The 15,725-nt window shown below is 37.1% G+C and carries 15 protein-coding genes; 10 read left to right on the forward strand and 5 right to left on the reverse strand.

Annotation, left to right across the window (positions count from 1 at the left end; genetic code table 11):
- The first annotated feature begins 3 nt into the window (after nt 1–3).
- A complete protein-coding gene (locus tag Q2T41_RS17040) occupies nt 4–960 on the forward strand; it encodes a phosphoribosylaminoimidazolesuccinocarboxamide synthase (protein ID WP_304437067.1) in 957 nt (318 codons plus the stop codon).
- 1 nt (nt 961) lies between these two features.
- On the opposite strand, the gene Q2T41_RS17045 is transcribed toward Q2T41_RS17040, so the two are convergent.
- The 3 genes from Q2T41_RS17045 to Q2T41_RS17055 are packed head-to-tail and all read right to left on the reverse strand — an operon-like array spanning nt 962 to nt 4,969.
- Complete coding sequence (locus Q2T41_RS17045; RefSeq protein WP_304437068.1) at nt 962–1,618, reverse strand: 3'-5' exonuclease; 657 nt, start codon at nt 1,616–1,618, stop codon at nt 962–964.
- Nucleotides 1,618–3,537, reverse strand: coding sequence for a DUF294 nucleotidyltransferase-like domain-containing protein (locus Q2T41_RS17050; protein ID WP_304437069.1), 1,920 nt, complete (start codon nt 3,535–3,537; stop codon nt 1,618–1,620). Before Q2T41_RS17050 ends, Q2T41_RS17045 begins: the two co-directional genes overlap by 1 nt.
- Before the next feature lie 31 nt (nt 3,538–3,568).
- Nucleotides 3,569–4,969 (reverse strand): L-serine ammonia-lyase, encoded by a 1,401-nt coding sequence (locus Q2T41_RS17055; protein ID WP_379922085.1) that lies wholly within the window; start codon nt 4,967–4,969, stop codon nt 3,569–3,571.
- A 210-nt stretch (nt 4,970–5,179) separates the two neighbouring features.
- On the opposite strand from Q2T41_RS17055, the gene dnaK reads away from it, so the two are divergent.
- Together dnaK and Q2T41_RS17065 are read left to right on the forward strand one after the other, a co-directional pair.
- Entirely contained in the window at nt 5,180–7,084 is a 1,905-nt protein-coding gene (dnaK, locus tag Q2T41_RS17060; RefSeq protein ID WP_089261583.1) for a molecular chaperone DnaK, read from the forward strand.
- A gap of 101 nt (nt 7,085–7,185) precedes the next feature.
- The gene (locus Q2T41_RS17065; protein WP_304437071.1) at nt 7,186–8,112 is read left to right on the forward strand and encodes a hypothetical protein; all 927 of its coding nucleotides are present in this window, start codon (nt 7,186–7,188) and stop codon (nt 8,110–8,112) included.
- On the opposite strand, the gene Q2T41_RS17070 is transcribed toward Q2T41_RS17065, so the two are convergent.
- Entirely contained in the window at nt 8,109–8,666 is a 558-nt protein-coding gene (locus Q2T41_RS17070) for a GNAT family N-acetyltransferase (RefSeq protein ID WP_304437471.1), read from the reverse strand. The two genes, Q2T41_RS17065 and Q2T41_RS17070, sit on opposite strands and share 4 nt — an antisense overlap.
- Before the next feature lie 5 nt (nt 8,667–8,671).
- Nucleotides 8,672–9,307, reverse strand: a complete 636-nt coding sequence (locus Q2T41_RS17075) for an alpha/beta hydrolase (RefSeq protein WP_304437072.1) — start codon at nt 9,305–9,307, stop codon at nt 8,672–8,674.
- A 65-nt stretch (nt 9,308–9,372) separates the two neighbouring features.
- Between Q2T41_RS17075 and Q2T41_RS17080 the strand changes: the two genes are divergently transcribed.
- From Q2T41_RS17080 to menA, 7 genes are all read left to right on the forward strand, one after another.
- Nucleotides 9,373–9,795 (forward strand): PaaI family thioesterase, encoded by a 423-nt coding sequence (locus tag Q2T41_RS17080; protein WP_304437073.1) that lies wholly within the window; start codon nt 9,373–9,375, stop codon nt 9,793–9,795.
- A gap of 1 nt (nt 9,796) precedes the next feature.
- Nucleotides 9,797–10,909 (forward strand): chorismate-binding protein, encoded by a 1,113-nt coding sequence (locus tag Q2T41_RS17085; RefSeq protein WP_304437074.1) that lies wholly within the window; start codon nt 9,797–9,799, stop codon nt 10,907–10,909.
- A 49-nt stretch (nt 10,910–10,958) separates the two neighbouring features.
- Nucleotides 10,959–12,710: a 2-succinyl-5-enolpyruvyl-6-hydroxy-3-cyclohexene-1-carboxylic-acid synthase gene (gene menD / locus Q2T41_RS17090; RefSeq protein ID WP_304437075.1), complete on the forward strand. Its 1,752-nt coding sequence runs from the start codon at nt 10,959–10,961 to the stop codon at nt 12,708–12,710.
- A 33-nt stretch (nt 12,711–12,743) separates the two neighbouring features.
- A complete protein-coding gene (locus Q2T41_RS17095; protein ID WP_304437076.1) occupies nt 12,744–13,088 on the forward strand; it encodes a DUF2853 family protein in 345 nt (114 codons plus the stop codon).
- Nucleotides 13,089–13,183: 95 nt separating this feature from the next.
- The gene (locus Q2T41_RS17100) at nt 13,184–14,020 is read left to right on the forward strand and encodes a CvfB family protein (RefSeq protein ID WP_304437077.1); all 837 of its coding nucleotides are present in this window, start codon (nt 13,184–13,186) and stop codon (nt 14,018–14,020) included.
- Between the two features lie 169 nt (nt 14,021–14,189).
- Complete coding sequence (locus Q2T41_RS17105) at nt 14,190–14,801, forward strand: SPOR domain-containing protein (RefSeq protein WP_089261569.1); 612 nt, start codon at nt 14,190–14,192, stop codon at nt 14,799–14,801.
- The gene (gene menA / locus Q2T41_RS17110) at nt 14,801–15,709 is read left to right on the forward strand and encodes a 1,4-dihydroxy-2-naphthoate octaprenyltransferase (protein ID WP_304437078.1); all 909 of its coding nucleotides are present in this window, start codon (nt 14,801–14,803) and stop codon (nt 15,707–15,709) included. Before Q2T41_RS17105 ends, menA begins: the two co-directional genes overlap by 1 nt.
- The last annotated feature ends 16 nt before the right edge of the window (nt 15,710–15,725 follow it).

The following is a 15,725-nucleotide window of genomic DNA, read 5'->3' on the forward strand; positions in this document are numbered from 1 at the left end:
TACATGTTGAACAATACTATTTACGATACCGATTTTAATTTCCCCGGTCAAAAAAATGTATACAAGGGTAAAGTAAGGACAGTTTATACGTTGGAGAACGATATTCTTTTAATGGTTGCCACCGATAGATTATCTGCCTTTGACGTCATTATGCCCAAAGGCATTCCATATAAAGGTCAAATTTTAAATCAAATCGCAACCAAAATGATGGCTTTAACGGAAGACATTGTACCCAATTGGTTGACCGCCACACCTGATCCAAACGTAGCCATGGGGGTTGCCTGTGAACCTTTTAAGGTTGAAATGGTGATAAGGGGTTATATGTCAGGACATGCTGCCAGAGAATACAAGGCCGGTAAAAGATTGCTTTGTGGTGTGCCATTACCAGAGGGGCTAAAGGAGAACGATCGGTTTCCATCACCCATAATAACTCCCGCTACCAAGGCAGAAATGGGAGACCATGACGAGGATATATCCAAAGAGGATATTATTTCTAAAGGCATTGTTTCTGCAGAAGACTATGCTATCTTGGAAAAATACACTTATGCACTGTTTGAACGAGGTACCCAGATAGCAGATGAAAGAGGCTTGATTTTGGTCGATACAAAATATGAATTTGGAAAGACTCGTGAGGGTAAAATAGTTTTGATCGATGAAATTCATACACCGGATTCTTCCAGATATTTTTATAAAGAAGGATATCAGGAACGCCAGGACAACAATGAATCACAAAAACAATTGTCCAAAGAGTTTGTTAGACAATGGCTAATAGCCAACGGATTTCAAGGTCTAGATGGACAAACGGTACCACATATGACAGATGAGTATATAGCCTCGGTATCAGACCGATATATAGAGCTTTATGAACATATTATAGGTCAACCTTTTGTAAAGGCCGATACGAGCAATATTCATGACCGTATAAATAGAAATGTGTTAGCTTATTTGGAAAGCATTTAAACTAATGCAATAGTTTTTTCACGGAAAATTTTCTTTTTTCCTTTAAGCGGCTGATAATCTTTAAAAAAGCCACTGCGGTTATATAGGCATCACCCAGGGCGGTATGTCTATCTTTTTTTGAAATGGAAAATTTTTCGGCAAGTTCATCTAATGTATAATTGGTCTTGGGCTGTATTAAATACGTTTTTATAAGCGTTCTTTTGTATAGGACACCTGTATCCAAAACTTTATTTTTAAGGTTGGGTAGCCCGTTACGGTTAAGGGCCATGTTGAGCATACCTATATCAAAACCCGCATGATGAGCCACAATTACGGCATTGCCAATATAGCCTAGAAATTGCTCCATAGCGTTAATTTCGCTTATACAGTTACGCTGACCATTTTTTAATAAACCATGTACGGGTACACTATCCTTATTGAACTTTTCTTGTTCCAAATAAACATCCAGAACTTCTTGAACGGCAATGGTTTCATGTTTAATCTTTACGGCACCTATAGAAAGAATACGATCTTCATCGAAACTAAAACCGGTAGTTTCAGTATCTAAGACCACAAATGTAATTTCATTTAAATCCGCAGCTATTTTCTCTTTGAACCTATTTTCATAATTGGTCCAAAAAGCTGGTAGATGTTTGGATTTTTTGGAGAACAATGCCATTAGCCCAATATATTTGCTACTTTAAAGCGTAAGGTTATCAATTCTTGAATTTCCTTAATGGCTTTAAATGTTCGTTTTAGTTTCATTTTTTCCTGCTTGGTCAATTCTTCCAGTTCAATAAACCTTCCCGAGTCATGATGTAATAAACCTTGGCGCGTTCTAAACTTAAGTAGGGCTTTTGTAGCATAGGAGCATGCCATATATAGTTCTTGATTATTGGGTTCCAACTCCGCCAATTTTTCATAGCGCTCCCATGTATTGCTAATTCCTTTTATGGAATGTGATAATATAAGCACTCTAGCAGCATCTATTAATGGTCTTAAAGCCCTACTTTTTAAATCGAAAAAGTCTTTATGCTGACCGTCCTGTTCCACGACAAACTGTCTGAAAAAGCCTGTGGGAGACGGACTTTGTAATGCTCCGTTGGCAATATGGACTAAGAAAATCGGATATTTTTCAACCGTTCTAAAAATATGTTCGGACATTTGGTCCAACAAATCGCGTTCACCATATGCCAAACTATAATCAAAGAAAATAGAGGACATTAAAACTTCATTGGGGCCGGGATTACTGATCCAGTAAGATAGCCTATTGTTCCATTCCTGTAAACTTAAGCACCATTTTGGGTTAGATGCCATCATATCTGCAGGGCAATATTCATAGCCAATGGTGTTCAGCCCCTTAGTAACGCGTTTTGCCAACTCTAAAAAGTAAGCTGTTGTTTTAGGTAGTGCTGCTTCTGGTACATTTTCAAAAACGAGGGCATTATCCTGGTCTGTATGTAATAATTGTTCACTTCTTCCCTGGCTTCCTAGTGCCAGCCATGCAAATTTAACTGGTGGCTTTTCATTCATTTTTGCCAAAGAGAGTTCAACAACTTGCTTAATACAGGTGTCATTAAGCTCAGAAATTATCTTGGCAATTAGTCCCAATGGAATATTTTGTTCCAAATAACCGCTTAGTAGGATCATAACACTTTTTCTAAGTTGCTTGATCTGTTTTACTTTTTGGGTTCTTTTAATTGCCTTTACCAAAACTGCGGGGTTGTCCCCAAGAGAGACCATAACATCATGTTTGGACATTATGCCCAATGCTTTGGAATTGACCGTTCCATCTTCCGTAATGACCAAATGACTTATGTTACTTTTCATCATGGCCATTTGTGCTTGTGTAATGGTAAGTTTTTTAGGATAGGTAATTACCGGTGATGTCATGATGGTTCTTACGGTAGCGGTAATAGGATGTTTGCCCGAAATAACTTTACTGCGCAAATCCTTGTCCGTGATAATACCTACCGGTAATTCATTGCTCACCACTAGAATTGAACCTATATGTTTTTTGGTCATTAATTCTGCAGCTTTCTGTATGGTAGTCCTAGGAGAGCAGGAAATTAGCTTTTTTGAATAATTTGCTAGTTGTAAATCTGGTATATTGACATCTTTGTTTTTGTCAGAATCTACATCAAAACCATAAAGTTGGCCCTTTTGGTTTTTGGAATACGGATTACGGGTGTTGGAAGCAAAACTTTCCATTAAAAATACTGATACCTCCTCGTTTTGTTTTGCAATTGGTCTAAATACCTCTATGGGTATACCATATAGGATACATTCTTCATGGGCCTTTGCTTCTAATTTGTAATTTTCATTGGCAATCAACGGGCGGAGTCCAAAAATATCGCCTTCGTCACAAAAGTCTATAATAGTATTGGTTGTGGTGTTCGTTAGCGTTACCGCCCCTTTATGTACAAGATAGAAATGCGCGTGTGGGTTTTCGTCCACGGAAAATACTATACTATTCTTTTCCTTATAAATGATGAGTACTTGTTCTGCTAAAAGGTAAAGTGATTTTACATCCAATACATTAAATGGTGGATAGTTTTTAATAAAATCTGCTACTCTTTCAGAAATAAGGTTTTTCATATATTAAGTTTAATTGTAGCCACTAGGGTATTTAGCAATCACTTAAATATACACCAACGGCCAAACCACCTTCAGATGTTTCCTTGTATTTGGTACTCATATCCTTTGCTGTTTCCCACATTGTCTGCACCACTTTGTCCAGTGGAACTTTTGCAGCAGATGGGTCAGAACCTAAAGCTAGTTCAGCGGCATTGATGGCTTTAATGGCCCCCATGGAATTTCGTTCTATACATGGAATTTGGACCAAGCCGCCAATAGGGTCGCAGGTAAGTCCTAAATGATGTTCCATAGCAATTTCAGCGGCCATTAGCACTTGTTCCGGCGTACCGCCCAAGAGTTCCGTAAGAGCACCTGCGGCCATTGCGGATGAAACGCCAATTTCTGCTTGGCAGCCTCCCATTGCCGCAGATATTGTGGCACCTTTCTTAAAAATACTACCGATTTCTCCGGCCACTAGTAGAAATTGTTTAATATGCTCAAAATTCCCGGCATGGTTTTCTATGACCATATAGTACATAAGTACAGCGGGAATGACACCGGCGCTGCCATTGGTAGGGGCGGTAACTACACGTCCTAATGATGCGTTCACCTCATTGACACTCAATGCAAAGCAACTTACCCACTTTAAAATTTGCCTGAACTTTACTTCGGTTAGCCTTAAGGTTTGCATCCATTCCTCAGGATTGGAATAGGGGAGGTCGCTTTTTAAATATTGGTGCATTTCAAACGCCCTGCGTTTCACGTTCAACCCACCTGGTAAAGTACCTTCCGTATGGCATCCGGTGTACATACATTCAAACATCGTACCCCATATTCTTTGTAATTCAAAATCAATTTGTTGTGCGGTACGTAATGACAATTCATTTTGAACGACCAGTTCGGAAATTTTTAATCCATTTGTTTTACAAGCCTCCAAAAGGTCGGTTCCCTTCTCTATAGGATAAGGAAATTTATTGAACATGTCTATTTTGCGTTTGGCGTTTTTTCGTTCTTCGCTTACCACAAAACCACCTCCTATACTGTAGTACGTCTTAGAAATTGTTCTACCGGTTTTTAATTTCGCCTGAAACTTTACGCCGTTGGCATGATAGGGTAGAAATTTTTTATTGAATATAATGTTTTTTTTAGGGTCAAAGGTAATGTCGTAAACACCGTTTAATCGTAAAACATGATCTTGATTTATTGTTTTGATTAATGGGTCTATATTTTCTATTGGAATTCGTTCCGGGTCCATGCCCAATAATCCTAACATTACGGCATAGTCCGTGGCATGCCCTTTTCCAGTCAACGAAAGCGAACCATATAGATGTACAACAACTTCATCTACCAGTTTCAGGTTGTTTCTAGAGTCAAGCCTGGCCAACCATCTCTCTGCGGCACGCCATGGCCCCAAGGTGTGGGAACTTGATGGCCCAACACCTATTTTAAGCATATCAAAAATACTTATACTCTCTCTTTCCAATTTCTATTGTTTTGTGCTGCTAAGTTACAATGTTTAGAAATGCAATAATATGCTTTGATTGGCATAAATCATCAAGCATTTGATATTGTTAATGACATCATGTCAGTTTTTCTTGCTTGGCATATTGTTTGTCCTCTTGTTAGCAATTATAAAATAAAGCACTAATTTAAAATATATAAGATGAGTAAGATTATTGGAATAGATTTGGGTACTACCAATTCCTGTGTTTCCGTAATGGAAGGTAATGAACCAGTAGTAATTCCGAATGCAGAAGGTAAAAGGACAACTCCTTCGGTTATCGCTTTTGTTGAAGGTGGAGAGATTAAAGTAGGTGATCCGGCAAAAAGACAAGCGGTTACCAACCCTACCAAAACCATTTATTCTATTAAAAGGTTTATGGGTAACAAGTATTCAGAATCCCAAAAGGAAGCGGAAAGAGTACCGTATAAAGTAGTAAAAGGAGATAATGATACGCCAAGGGTAGATATTGACGGTCGTTTATATTCTCCACAAGAATTATCGGCAATGATTCTTCAGAAAATGAAGAAAACGGCCGAAGATTACTTAGGTCAGGAAGTTTCTCGTGCCGTAATTACGGTACCTGCATACTTTAACGATGCACAAAGACAAGCAACAAAAGAAGCTGGTGAGATTGCAGGTTTAACCGTTGAACGTATTATCAACGAACCTACATCTGCATCTTTGGCATATGGTATGGATAAAAAGGATACCGATCAAAAAATAGTTGTATTTGACTTTGGTGGTGGTACACATGATGTATCTATATTAGAGTTGGGTGATGGAGTATTTGAAGTATTGGCTACAGATGGTGATACCCACTTAGGGGGTGATGATGTCGATCAAAAAATCATTGATTGGTTAGCGGAAGAGTTCAAGGCTGAAGAAGGTCTGGATCTTAGGGAAGATTCAATGGCTTTGCAACGTTTGCGTGAAGCTGCAGAAAAAGCCAAGATAGAATTGTCTTCTTCTGCACAAACGGAAATTAATTTACCTTATGTTACCGCAACTGCTTCTGGACCTAAGCACTTAGTGAGAACTTTGACCAGATCTAAGTTTGAGCAATTGATCGCTGATTTGGTAAAAAGAACAATAGAGCCTTGTGAGGCGGCAATGAAATCTGCCGGATTGTCCAAGAGCGATATTGATGAAATAATCCTGGTAGGTGGTTCTACAAGAATTCCTGCAGTTCAAGAGGCCGTAGAAAAATTCTTTGGCAAGAAACCTTCTAAAGGGGTAAACCCAGATGAGGTCGTTGCAATCGGTGCGGCTATTCAAGGAGGTGTATTAACGGGAGATGTTAAGGATGTATTATTATTGGATGTAACACCACTTTCATTAGGTATTGAAACTATGGGTAGTGTAATGACCAAGTTGATAGAAGCTAATACTACTATCCCTACAAAGAAATCCCAAGTGTTCTCAACAGCAGCGGATAACCAACCATCGGTTGAAATTCATGTATTGCAAGGAGAGCGTCCAATGGCCAATGATAACAAGACTATTGGTAGGTTCCATTTAGATGGGATTCCACCGGCAAAAAGAGGTACTCCTCAAATTGAGGTAACTTTTGATATCGATGCCAATGGTATTATCAAAGTATCCGCTACGGATAAAGCTACAGGAAAATCACAAGATATCCGTATTGAAGCTTCTTCAGGTCTAACCGAGGAAGAAATCAAGAAGATGAAGGCTGAGGCTGAAGCTAACGCTGAATCAGATAAAAAAGCCAAGGAAACTGCTGACAAGTTAAACGAGGCGGACGGAATGATTTTCCAGACAGAAAAGCAATTGGAAGAGTTTGGAGATAAATTATCCGACGATAAAAAGAAACCGATCCAAGAAGCCTTAACAGAACTTAAGGCGGCTTATGAAACCAAGGATATCGCAGTTATAAATCCTGCCTTGGATAAAATCAATGAGGCTTGGAAAGTAGCATCTGAGGAAATGTACAAAGCACAGGCAGATGCACAAGGTGCTGGAGCTCCTCAAGGAGAGCCTACTGCAGATGGTGGTGCAACCGAAGGTGATAATGTAGAGGATGTAGATTTTGAAGAGGTTAAATAAGTTAACCATATATTGATATTAAAAAGGGCGGTATTTACCGCCCTTTTTTACTTTTATCGTATTTCTTTTTTCACCCAGTAATAATACCCTAATTTTGTGCTATGGTAAAGAAATACTTACAAATACTTATTCTACTTGGCATCATATTTACGATCAAGGTACATGGACAGGAAATACAAATTTTCACCCTGGCAGATTTTGATTTACGGGATAGTGTCAAAACTTGTTTGGTAAGTACGGACTATGGTAAGGAAGAATATGATTTTAATAGAAATGGATTACTTACAAAATCCGTAACTCGTTATAATGCAGAGGATTATGATGTTGTCTATTATAAATACAAGAATAATCATTTAATTGAAAAACGTTCGGAATCCTATCAGAACAATGTTTTTGATCCCAATACCTCCATTGCGCATTTTTATCAAATAGATTCAACGGAAAATCTAAAGATTCAAGAACGTATTTTCTCCTATGACAAACAGTTCTTGGAAGAGTATATATATGAATATGACGAAGCCGGTGATATTTCCAGTATAAGAAGAACAAACAATGACGGTACCGATATCACCCAAGTAGAGCATAAAAAAATTAATGGGGAATATACCGTAACTTATCTGTTGAACGATCAGCCTTTAAAATCTATTCGTACCTCTATTTTAAAACCAAAGAACAAACCTGCCCAGAAAGTAGTATTGACCAAGGAATATCTAAACGGTGAAGCAAATATGGCTTTTGAAGAAGTGTTTGATATGGGCGGTAAATTAATGGCACAGCAAGAATTCAGCTATAATGCTACGGAGCAAAGTTTTGAGCCTACCGTAAGGACATCGTATGTTTACGATGATAATAATATGCTGGTCGAGGAAATTACCAAGTCTGGTATAAGTACTTCAAAAAAAGAATATATCTATCAGTACGATCAAGTAAACCAAGGTAATTGGATCAAGCAAATCATAACACCGGATAATTCTTACAAGACCAGAAAAATTACGTATTACAAGAATTCCCTCAAAGAAAACAATTAACCTAATTGCTTGGCTGCCCACTCATTCTTTAAAAGTCCATAACAACAGGTGTTTCTTTTAAAGCCGTCCAAGAGATATACATCTTTACGAAGTATTCCTTCTAAAGTACAGCCCAGTTTTTCAATTGCTTTTCTAGAGGCAATATTTCTTTCGTCCACCCTAAATTCCACTTTTTCGAACCCCAAAGTATTAAATGCATAGGTGAGCATTAATTCTTTCATATGGCTATTTAGGCCGGTTCCATGAAATTCCTTGCCGATCCAAGTAGAACCAATATGCAGGACTTTGTTTTTAAGGTTAATATTCATGAACCGGGTAGATCCTGCGTATTTGTTGAATTTTTTATCGTAGATAATATAGGGTATACTGGTACCTGCCTTAGCTTGTTGCAATGCTATCTCCACATAATTCCTTAGACTATTTGGCGTATTAATTTCCGATGGTGAATATTGTACAAGTTTTTCCTGAAGAGCTATTTCAATAAGCTCTTTGTAATTGGTTAAGGTTAATGGACTTAGCATTACCCTGTCATCTTGTAAAACAGGTGAAATCATCATTTTTATATTTGATTGATTATTTCTTTGCGCACTTCGTGGCCTCCGTTAAAATTGATGTAATGAATATTTTGACCAAACAAAGATATTAGTTTGTGCCGTTCTTCCCTTAACCTTTCTGGGGATAGATATTCATCCTTATCTCCTATGACAGAAATTACTTTTGTGTTTTTTAAATGATCAAAGTGGTGTTTTTTAAGTTCATTGGGGATTCCACCCGCATATAAAACTAGCTTGCTACAGGGTATTTGACTAAATGCCGAATATCTCAGGGCAATTGAAACACCTTGGGAAAACCCTAAAATTATCAGGTTACATTGTTCGGGAAGTTTTTCTTGTGCTAAAACAGCATTTAAATAATTGTAGATGTTATTGGTTTCCATGTCGGTATTTTCTTTGGTCAGCCAACTTGCTCCAACATGTTTGTAGGTGTTTTTTAAATAATATTTGGAAGGGGCTTGCGGAGCAATAATAAAGTTTTCATCTGCATTTAATTCATCGAAATAACGCAAGAAAAATTTGCTCAAATAACCAATACCATGGAACACAAGCCATATATTCTTGGTCTTGCCAGTTAGCTTGTTTAAAGTTTCATATGTATTGGTGGTTGTATAAGAAACCTGCTTGATTGTGTTGTTCATAAGTAAATCACTTCTTTTCAAACTTTACAGTTGACAATGTAATGCGTAATTTTACAAAAAAAAGAATGAACGACTACAAAGAGAAAATTCTTAAGATTTGTAACGAAACTTCCAAGAATACGTTGATGGAGACGTTACAAATTGATTATGTAGATGTGGGTGAGGATTTTTTATTGGCCAAAATGCCGGTGACCCCCAAGGTTCATCAACCAGATGGAGTTTTACATGGTGGGGCAATGGTAGCATTGGCAGAAAGTGTGGGTAGTGCGGCTTCTTATATTTTCTTGGATGCCAGTTCATATTTTGTTCGTGGTATAGAAATTTCTGCCAACCATGTAAAAAGTGTAAAAGAGGGTTTTGTATTTGCTAAAGCCGTAATAGTACACAAAGGAAGAACCACCCAGCTTTGGGAAATAAAAATCACCAATGAGGCAGATGAATTGGTTTCCCTATGTAAATTAACGACCATAGCTTTACCAAGAACCTAATATGGTACAGGAACTTTTTGATCGTACAAGGTCTTGCTTAAATGAGCATTTACCGTTTGTACTCTATAGAAAGCCAAACACTCATGAATTAATTGGAATATTTCAGAATAGTGATGAAGTTCATACAGTAGTTGATTATTCTGAAACTGGTTTTGTTTTTGCTCCTTTTGATGCGGATGTAGATGCTATTTACATTAAAAGGGATGTAGTTTTGAAAAGTAATTTTACACCGGAAAATAACACGTTAAAACCCATTGAGAGCTCAGTTCTATTGAATGTTGATGGTAAGGAAGACTATATTCGGTTGGTGAAAAAAGCCTTGTCCTATATTGAAAAAGGAACCTTTGATAAAGTAGTTTTGTCCAGAAAGGTACAAGTAGAACTAACGGACACATATCATCATATTTTTCAACGTCTTCTAACTACATATCCAGAAGCGTTCTGCTATTATTGGCACCATCCTAAAATTGGGACATGGATGGGGGCTACACCAGAAATCTTGATCAAGACCAGTGGAACCCAGTTTACTACAATGTCCTTGGCCGGCACTCAAAAGATAGAGGAAGGACAGGCCCCAAGTTGGTCTTACAAAGAATTGAACGAGCAGCAGGTGGTAACGGATTATATCGTTGATGTTTTGAAGGAAAATGTTCAGGCATTAAAAGTATTGGAGCGGGAATCTGTAAGGGCGGGACAATTATGGCACCTGAGAACCGAGCTGACAGGAGTTATAGCTACATCTAAATTTGGCGCTGTACTGAAGGCTTTACATCCTACTCCGGCAGTTTGTGGTAACCCCTTGCAAAATGCTAAACGTTTTATTTTATACAATGAATCTTATAAACGTTCCTTCTACACCGGATTTTTGGGAGAATTGAATCTGCAGGAAGAAATGCCACGGAACAGGAATCGTAAGAATCAAGAAAACAGTGCTTACAAAAGTATAAGGAAATCATCGGAACTATATGTTAATCTAAGGTGTATGCAACTTGTCCAAGATAAAGCAAACATATATGTTGGTGGCGGTATTACTAAAGATTCCGACCCTGAAAAGGAGTGGGAGGAAACGGCATATAAAAGTAAGACCATGTTACGTATTTTGAACAGCAAATAGAGCACTATCTTTTGGGTTATTTTAGGCTTTGGTTGTATTTTTGATGTCCATGAAATACTCATCTATACCAACTGCCCAATCCATTGTTCAACATTGTAGGGCCAAGAATATTTCAAATATTGTCATTTCTCCCGGTTCAAGAAACGCACCGCTGACCATATCGTTTACTGAAGATCCTTTTTTTACATGTTTTAGTGTTGTGGATGAACGTTGCGCCGGTTTTTTTGCGTTGGGTATGGCACAACAGCTAAAGCAACCTGTGGTCGTTCTCTGTACATCGGGTAGTGCATTGTTAAATTATTATCCTGCGGTTGCAGAAGCTTTTTATAGCACAATTCCTTTAGTGGTCATATCTGCTGATAGACCATATTATAAAGTTGGGATAGGAGATGGGCAAACCATACATCAAAAAAATATATATGCTAATCAGATAGGGTACTCCGCCAACTTAAAACAGGATGTTAGCCATTCATCGGAGGTTATAAAACAGTATGCGCCTAGCTGGATAAGTGATAATCATATTGAACGTTCCCAAAGTAAAGTCCAGCATTATAATGACGTAGAACTTAATAACGCATTAACTTTTGCGCTAAATGAACTGTGCCCTGTTCATATTAATGTACCTTTTGAGGAACCTTTGTACCAAACACAGTTACAACCAAGTATTAGTGCCAATATACCGGATTTAGCGGAACCCAAAACGAATACTCCAACTTTGGACAATAAAAGAAAAATTTGGAACAGCACAGCCAAAAAGATGGTATTGGTTGGGGTAAGTGCTCCAAGTACGTTAAATGAGGCCATGATTAATGCCTTGGCGAATGATCCAAGTGTTATCGTTTTTACGGAAACGACTTCTAACCTTAATCATCCTAATTTTTTTAATAGTATAGATTCTATAATTGCTCCCATAGAAATGGGAGAACATCCCCAAGAAGGGTTTAGCAAACTGCAGCCAGAGATTTTGGTGACTTTTGGGGGACTTATCGTTTCAAAAAAAATTAAGGCGTTCTTGCGAAAATATAAACCAAAACATCACTGGCATGTAGGTAGCATAAATGCCAACAATACATTTTTTTGTTTGGAGGAACATATAAAAGTTTCCGTCGATTATTTTTTTCAGGAGATGTATACGGATATTAAGGCATCTGGCAGCAGTTATTTTACGGAATGGCATATGGTAAAGGAAAATTATAAGTTAAAGAGAGCTACTTACCTTGCGCAAATCCCAATTTCAGATTTCTATGCTTTTAATTCTATTTTGAATGCCATCCCTAAGGGATATCTTCTACAATTGGCCAATAGTTCCACAATTAGATATACGCAGTTATTTGAAATTGATGCTTCCATTAACGTTAATTGTAATAGGGGAACCAGTGGCATAGATGGCAGTACTTCTACGGCAATAGGCGCATCGGTTGTAAATGCAAATCCTACCTTGTTCATTACCGGAGATTTGAGCTTTTTCTATGACAGCAACGCATTATGGAATAATTATATAAAGGATAATTTTAGAATTATCGTCATTAATAACCAAGGCGGTGGCATATTTAGGATTCTTCCTGGACAGAAAGAATCGGAATCTTTTAAAACCTTTTTTGAAACCCGACATAATTTGAGTGCCAAACACCTTTGTAAGATGTTTAATATTGAACATAACAAGGCAAATTCAAAAGATTCGCTCAATGAGATGATGCCCCGTTTTTTTAGTGAATCTGACCGTCCAAAACTATTGGAAATTGAAACTCCCGCATTAATAAACGATAAAATTTTGATTGATTATTTTCGTTTTATATCTTAGAGGTGTATTAACCATTAATTATAACACGCTAACATGAGTAAAAGAGATGATTTAATTGAAAAGTATGCTGCTGACATCAAAGAAAAATTTGGTGAAAACGCGGATATGGATTTGCTTAAAAAAGTAACAGTTGGTCTTGGACCTTCAATTTATAATATAGATGCTTCCAAAGTTTCTGGAAGTGATCAAAAGGAATTGGATACGGTTAAAAATAATTACTTGATTAAGAAATTAGGTTTAGCCGATGATTCCAAGCTAGATGATGCTATTAAGACCGTAATGGATAAGTATGGTTCATCAAATAGAAATAAGCATAGAGCCGTTATTTACTATATGCTTTGTAAACATTTTAAGAAAGCGTCTGTTTACGATAAATAGAATTTTGAATGTACAAATTAAAGACCGTTGCCAATTTTGGCAACGGTCTTTTTTTTACCGTTAGGTTTATAGATTATAAAATGTAATTTTGTGCCATGATAGAATTAGGACGTATAAATAATCTTGAAATCTTAAGAGATACCAGTGTAGGTCTTTTTTTAGGTGACGAAGAGGGTAATGATGTATTGTTACCCAATAAATATGTGCCTTCCACATATGAAATTGGTGAAAAGATAAAGGTATTTTGTTATTTAGATTATGATGAGAGACCTGTAGCTACCACTTTGGAGCCGGATATTATGCTAGGGGAATTCAGATTATTGCAAGTGGCTGAGGTCAATGAATTTGGGGCTTTTATGGAATGGGGCTTGGAAAAACATCTTTTGGTCCCGTTCAGGGAGCAACGCGTAAAGATGAAAGAAGGGCAGTGGTACGTTGTGCATTGTTATTTGGATGAACGCTCCAGCAGATTGGTAGCTTCCAACAAATTGGATAAATTTCTGAGCAACGATAATATAGACCTAAAGGTATGGGAACAAGTGGACCTGGTTGTTACCAGACAGACCGATTTGGGTTGGGAAGTTATTGTTAATGAAAGACACAAAGGATTGGTGTATTTTAACGAAGTATTTAAGCCTATTAATATTGGGGATGTTATTCCTGGTTGTATAAAGACCATTAGAAAGGATAATAAATTGGATATTTCATTGCAGCCTTTGGGAGCAAAGGTCTTGGAACCTGCGGCAACTAAGATTTACGAGGTATTGAAAGAGCATGGCGGATATTTACCTTTGCATGATAAATCTTCCCCAGAAGAGATTAGGGATACTTTCCAGATGAGTAAAAAAACATTTAAAAAAGGTGTAGGTACCCTTTATAAAGAACGAAAGATTAAATTGGAATCTGATGGAATTTCACTCAATGAGGATTAACTCTTATTGTGAGAAATTTCTTAATTAGTTGATTTGCAGATTTATAGATTAAATTCTTAGCCAGAATGTTGTTAGACTAATCAAATAATTTTATTTTCGTAGTAAATGAAAAGTTATTTACAGTTTTTAGCTTACATTTAGCTTTAAGAATAAAAATTACCCCAGTTTTATGCCTTTTATAGAAGAGAGTGATTTATTGGAATTACATAAAGATGTCGATAAGGCGCAAATTATTAATGAGCGTCTATTAGACCAGATAAAGTTCAAGAATAAGGAATTAAAAAAGAGTAAGATTCAACGCAATATTTTTGCGGGGATTACCACGTTCTTTATCTTGGCAGGTATTGCCTTTGGATCGTTAACGGCTGGCATTAGTATTTCTGGAGGATTCAATAAGAAGAATAATAATAGTGATTTGGTATTTACCTCTATAGATAGTTTAGATGCCATTAAAGCTCGTATTGATAATCTGAAGGAGCAGAATGAAGAATTGAGCTTGGTAAAAGAGTTTTATTTGGCCAAGGAATTTCTTCAAAAGGAAAAAATATATTCCGTACAGGTTAAATCGTTTGTTGATAACAATATTACATTGGCATCAGAGGCTTTAACCAATACACTATTCGTTAAGACCAATCCATTTTATTCCTACTCCTTAGGAAATTTTGAAACACTGGAAGAAGCTCAGTCATTTAGAAAGCAATTGGTAGATCTTGGTTTTGATGACGCTTTCGTAGCATCTTACAAAGACGGTAAGCGTATTCAAATTGAAGACCCTTATTAGTGACCAAATTAAAAGCGTGGCTTAACGCTGCAAGATTACGAACTCTTCCTTTATCAATTTCCGGAATACTGGTAGGTGCCGCTATAGCTTCATGGCAAGGTTATAGTAATAATAATATTCTATTTCTAGCATTGATAACGACGGTTGGTCTTCAGATAACTTCCAATTTTGCCAATGATTATGGGGATGGTGTAAAAGGTACGGATAATACAGATAGAATTGGTCCACAAAGAGCACTGCAAAGTGGTCTTCTAACTGCAGCACAATTAAAAAACGGAATTTATATCAGCATTATAATCAACATTTTATTGGTTGTTTCTTTAATACTGTTATCTTTTGGAATGGCCCATGTTGGTTATATACTGCTTTTTTTATTTCTTGGTGGTTTTGCAATTTGGGCGGCCATTAAGTACACAGTGGGTAAATCTGCATACGGCTATAATGGATTGGGAGATGTTTTTGTATTCATTTTTTTTGGTCTGGTAAGTGTTTTAGGTACTCATTTTTTATTCGTTAAGGCATTTTATCCGTTAGCAATGCTACCGGCCATGACTATAGGGCTACTAAGTGTTGGTGTGCTGAATTTAAACAATATGCGGGATCATAGATCAGATAAAGCGGTCGGTAAAAATACGGTCGTTGTTAAAATGGGGTATCCCAGGGCCAAAAATTACCATTACATTTTATTGATCGGTGCATTTTTATGTCTGTTTTCCTTTTTGCTCACAACAAATGGATCACATCTGCGTTATGTAAGTCTTATTGGATTCTTGCCTGTGTTCGTTCATATGCGCAAGGTAGCCGTAACGGAAAATGTAGCGGATCTGGACCCAGAGCTTAAAAAATTGGCACTGAGTACTTTTTTAACGGCAATGCTGTTTTTTATTAGTTATTATTATTTTTTGTAATTTTGATTGTAACCTT

Origin of the sequence: Maribacter confluentis (assembly GCF_030505015.1) — a bacterium.
GTDB lineage: Bacteria > Bacteroidota > Bacteroidia > Flavobacteriales > Flavobacteriaceae > Maribacter > Maribacter sedimenticola.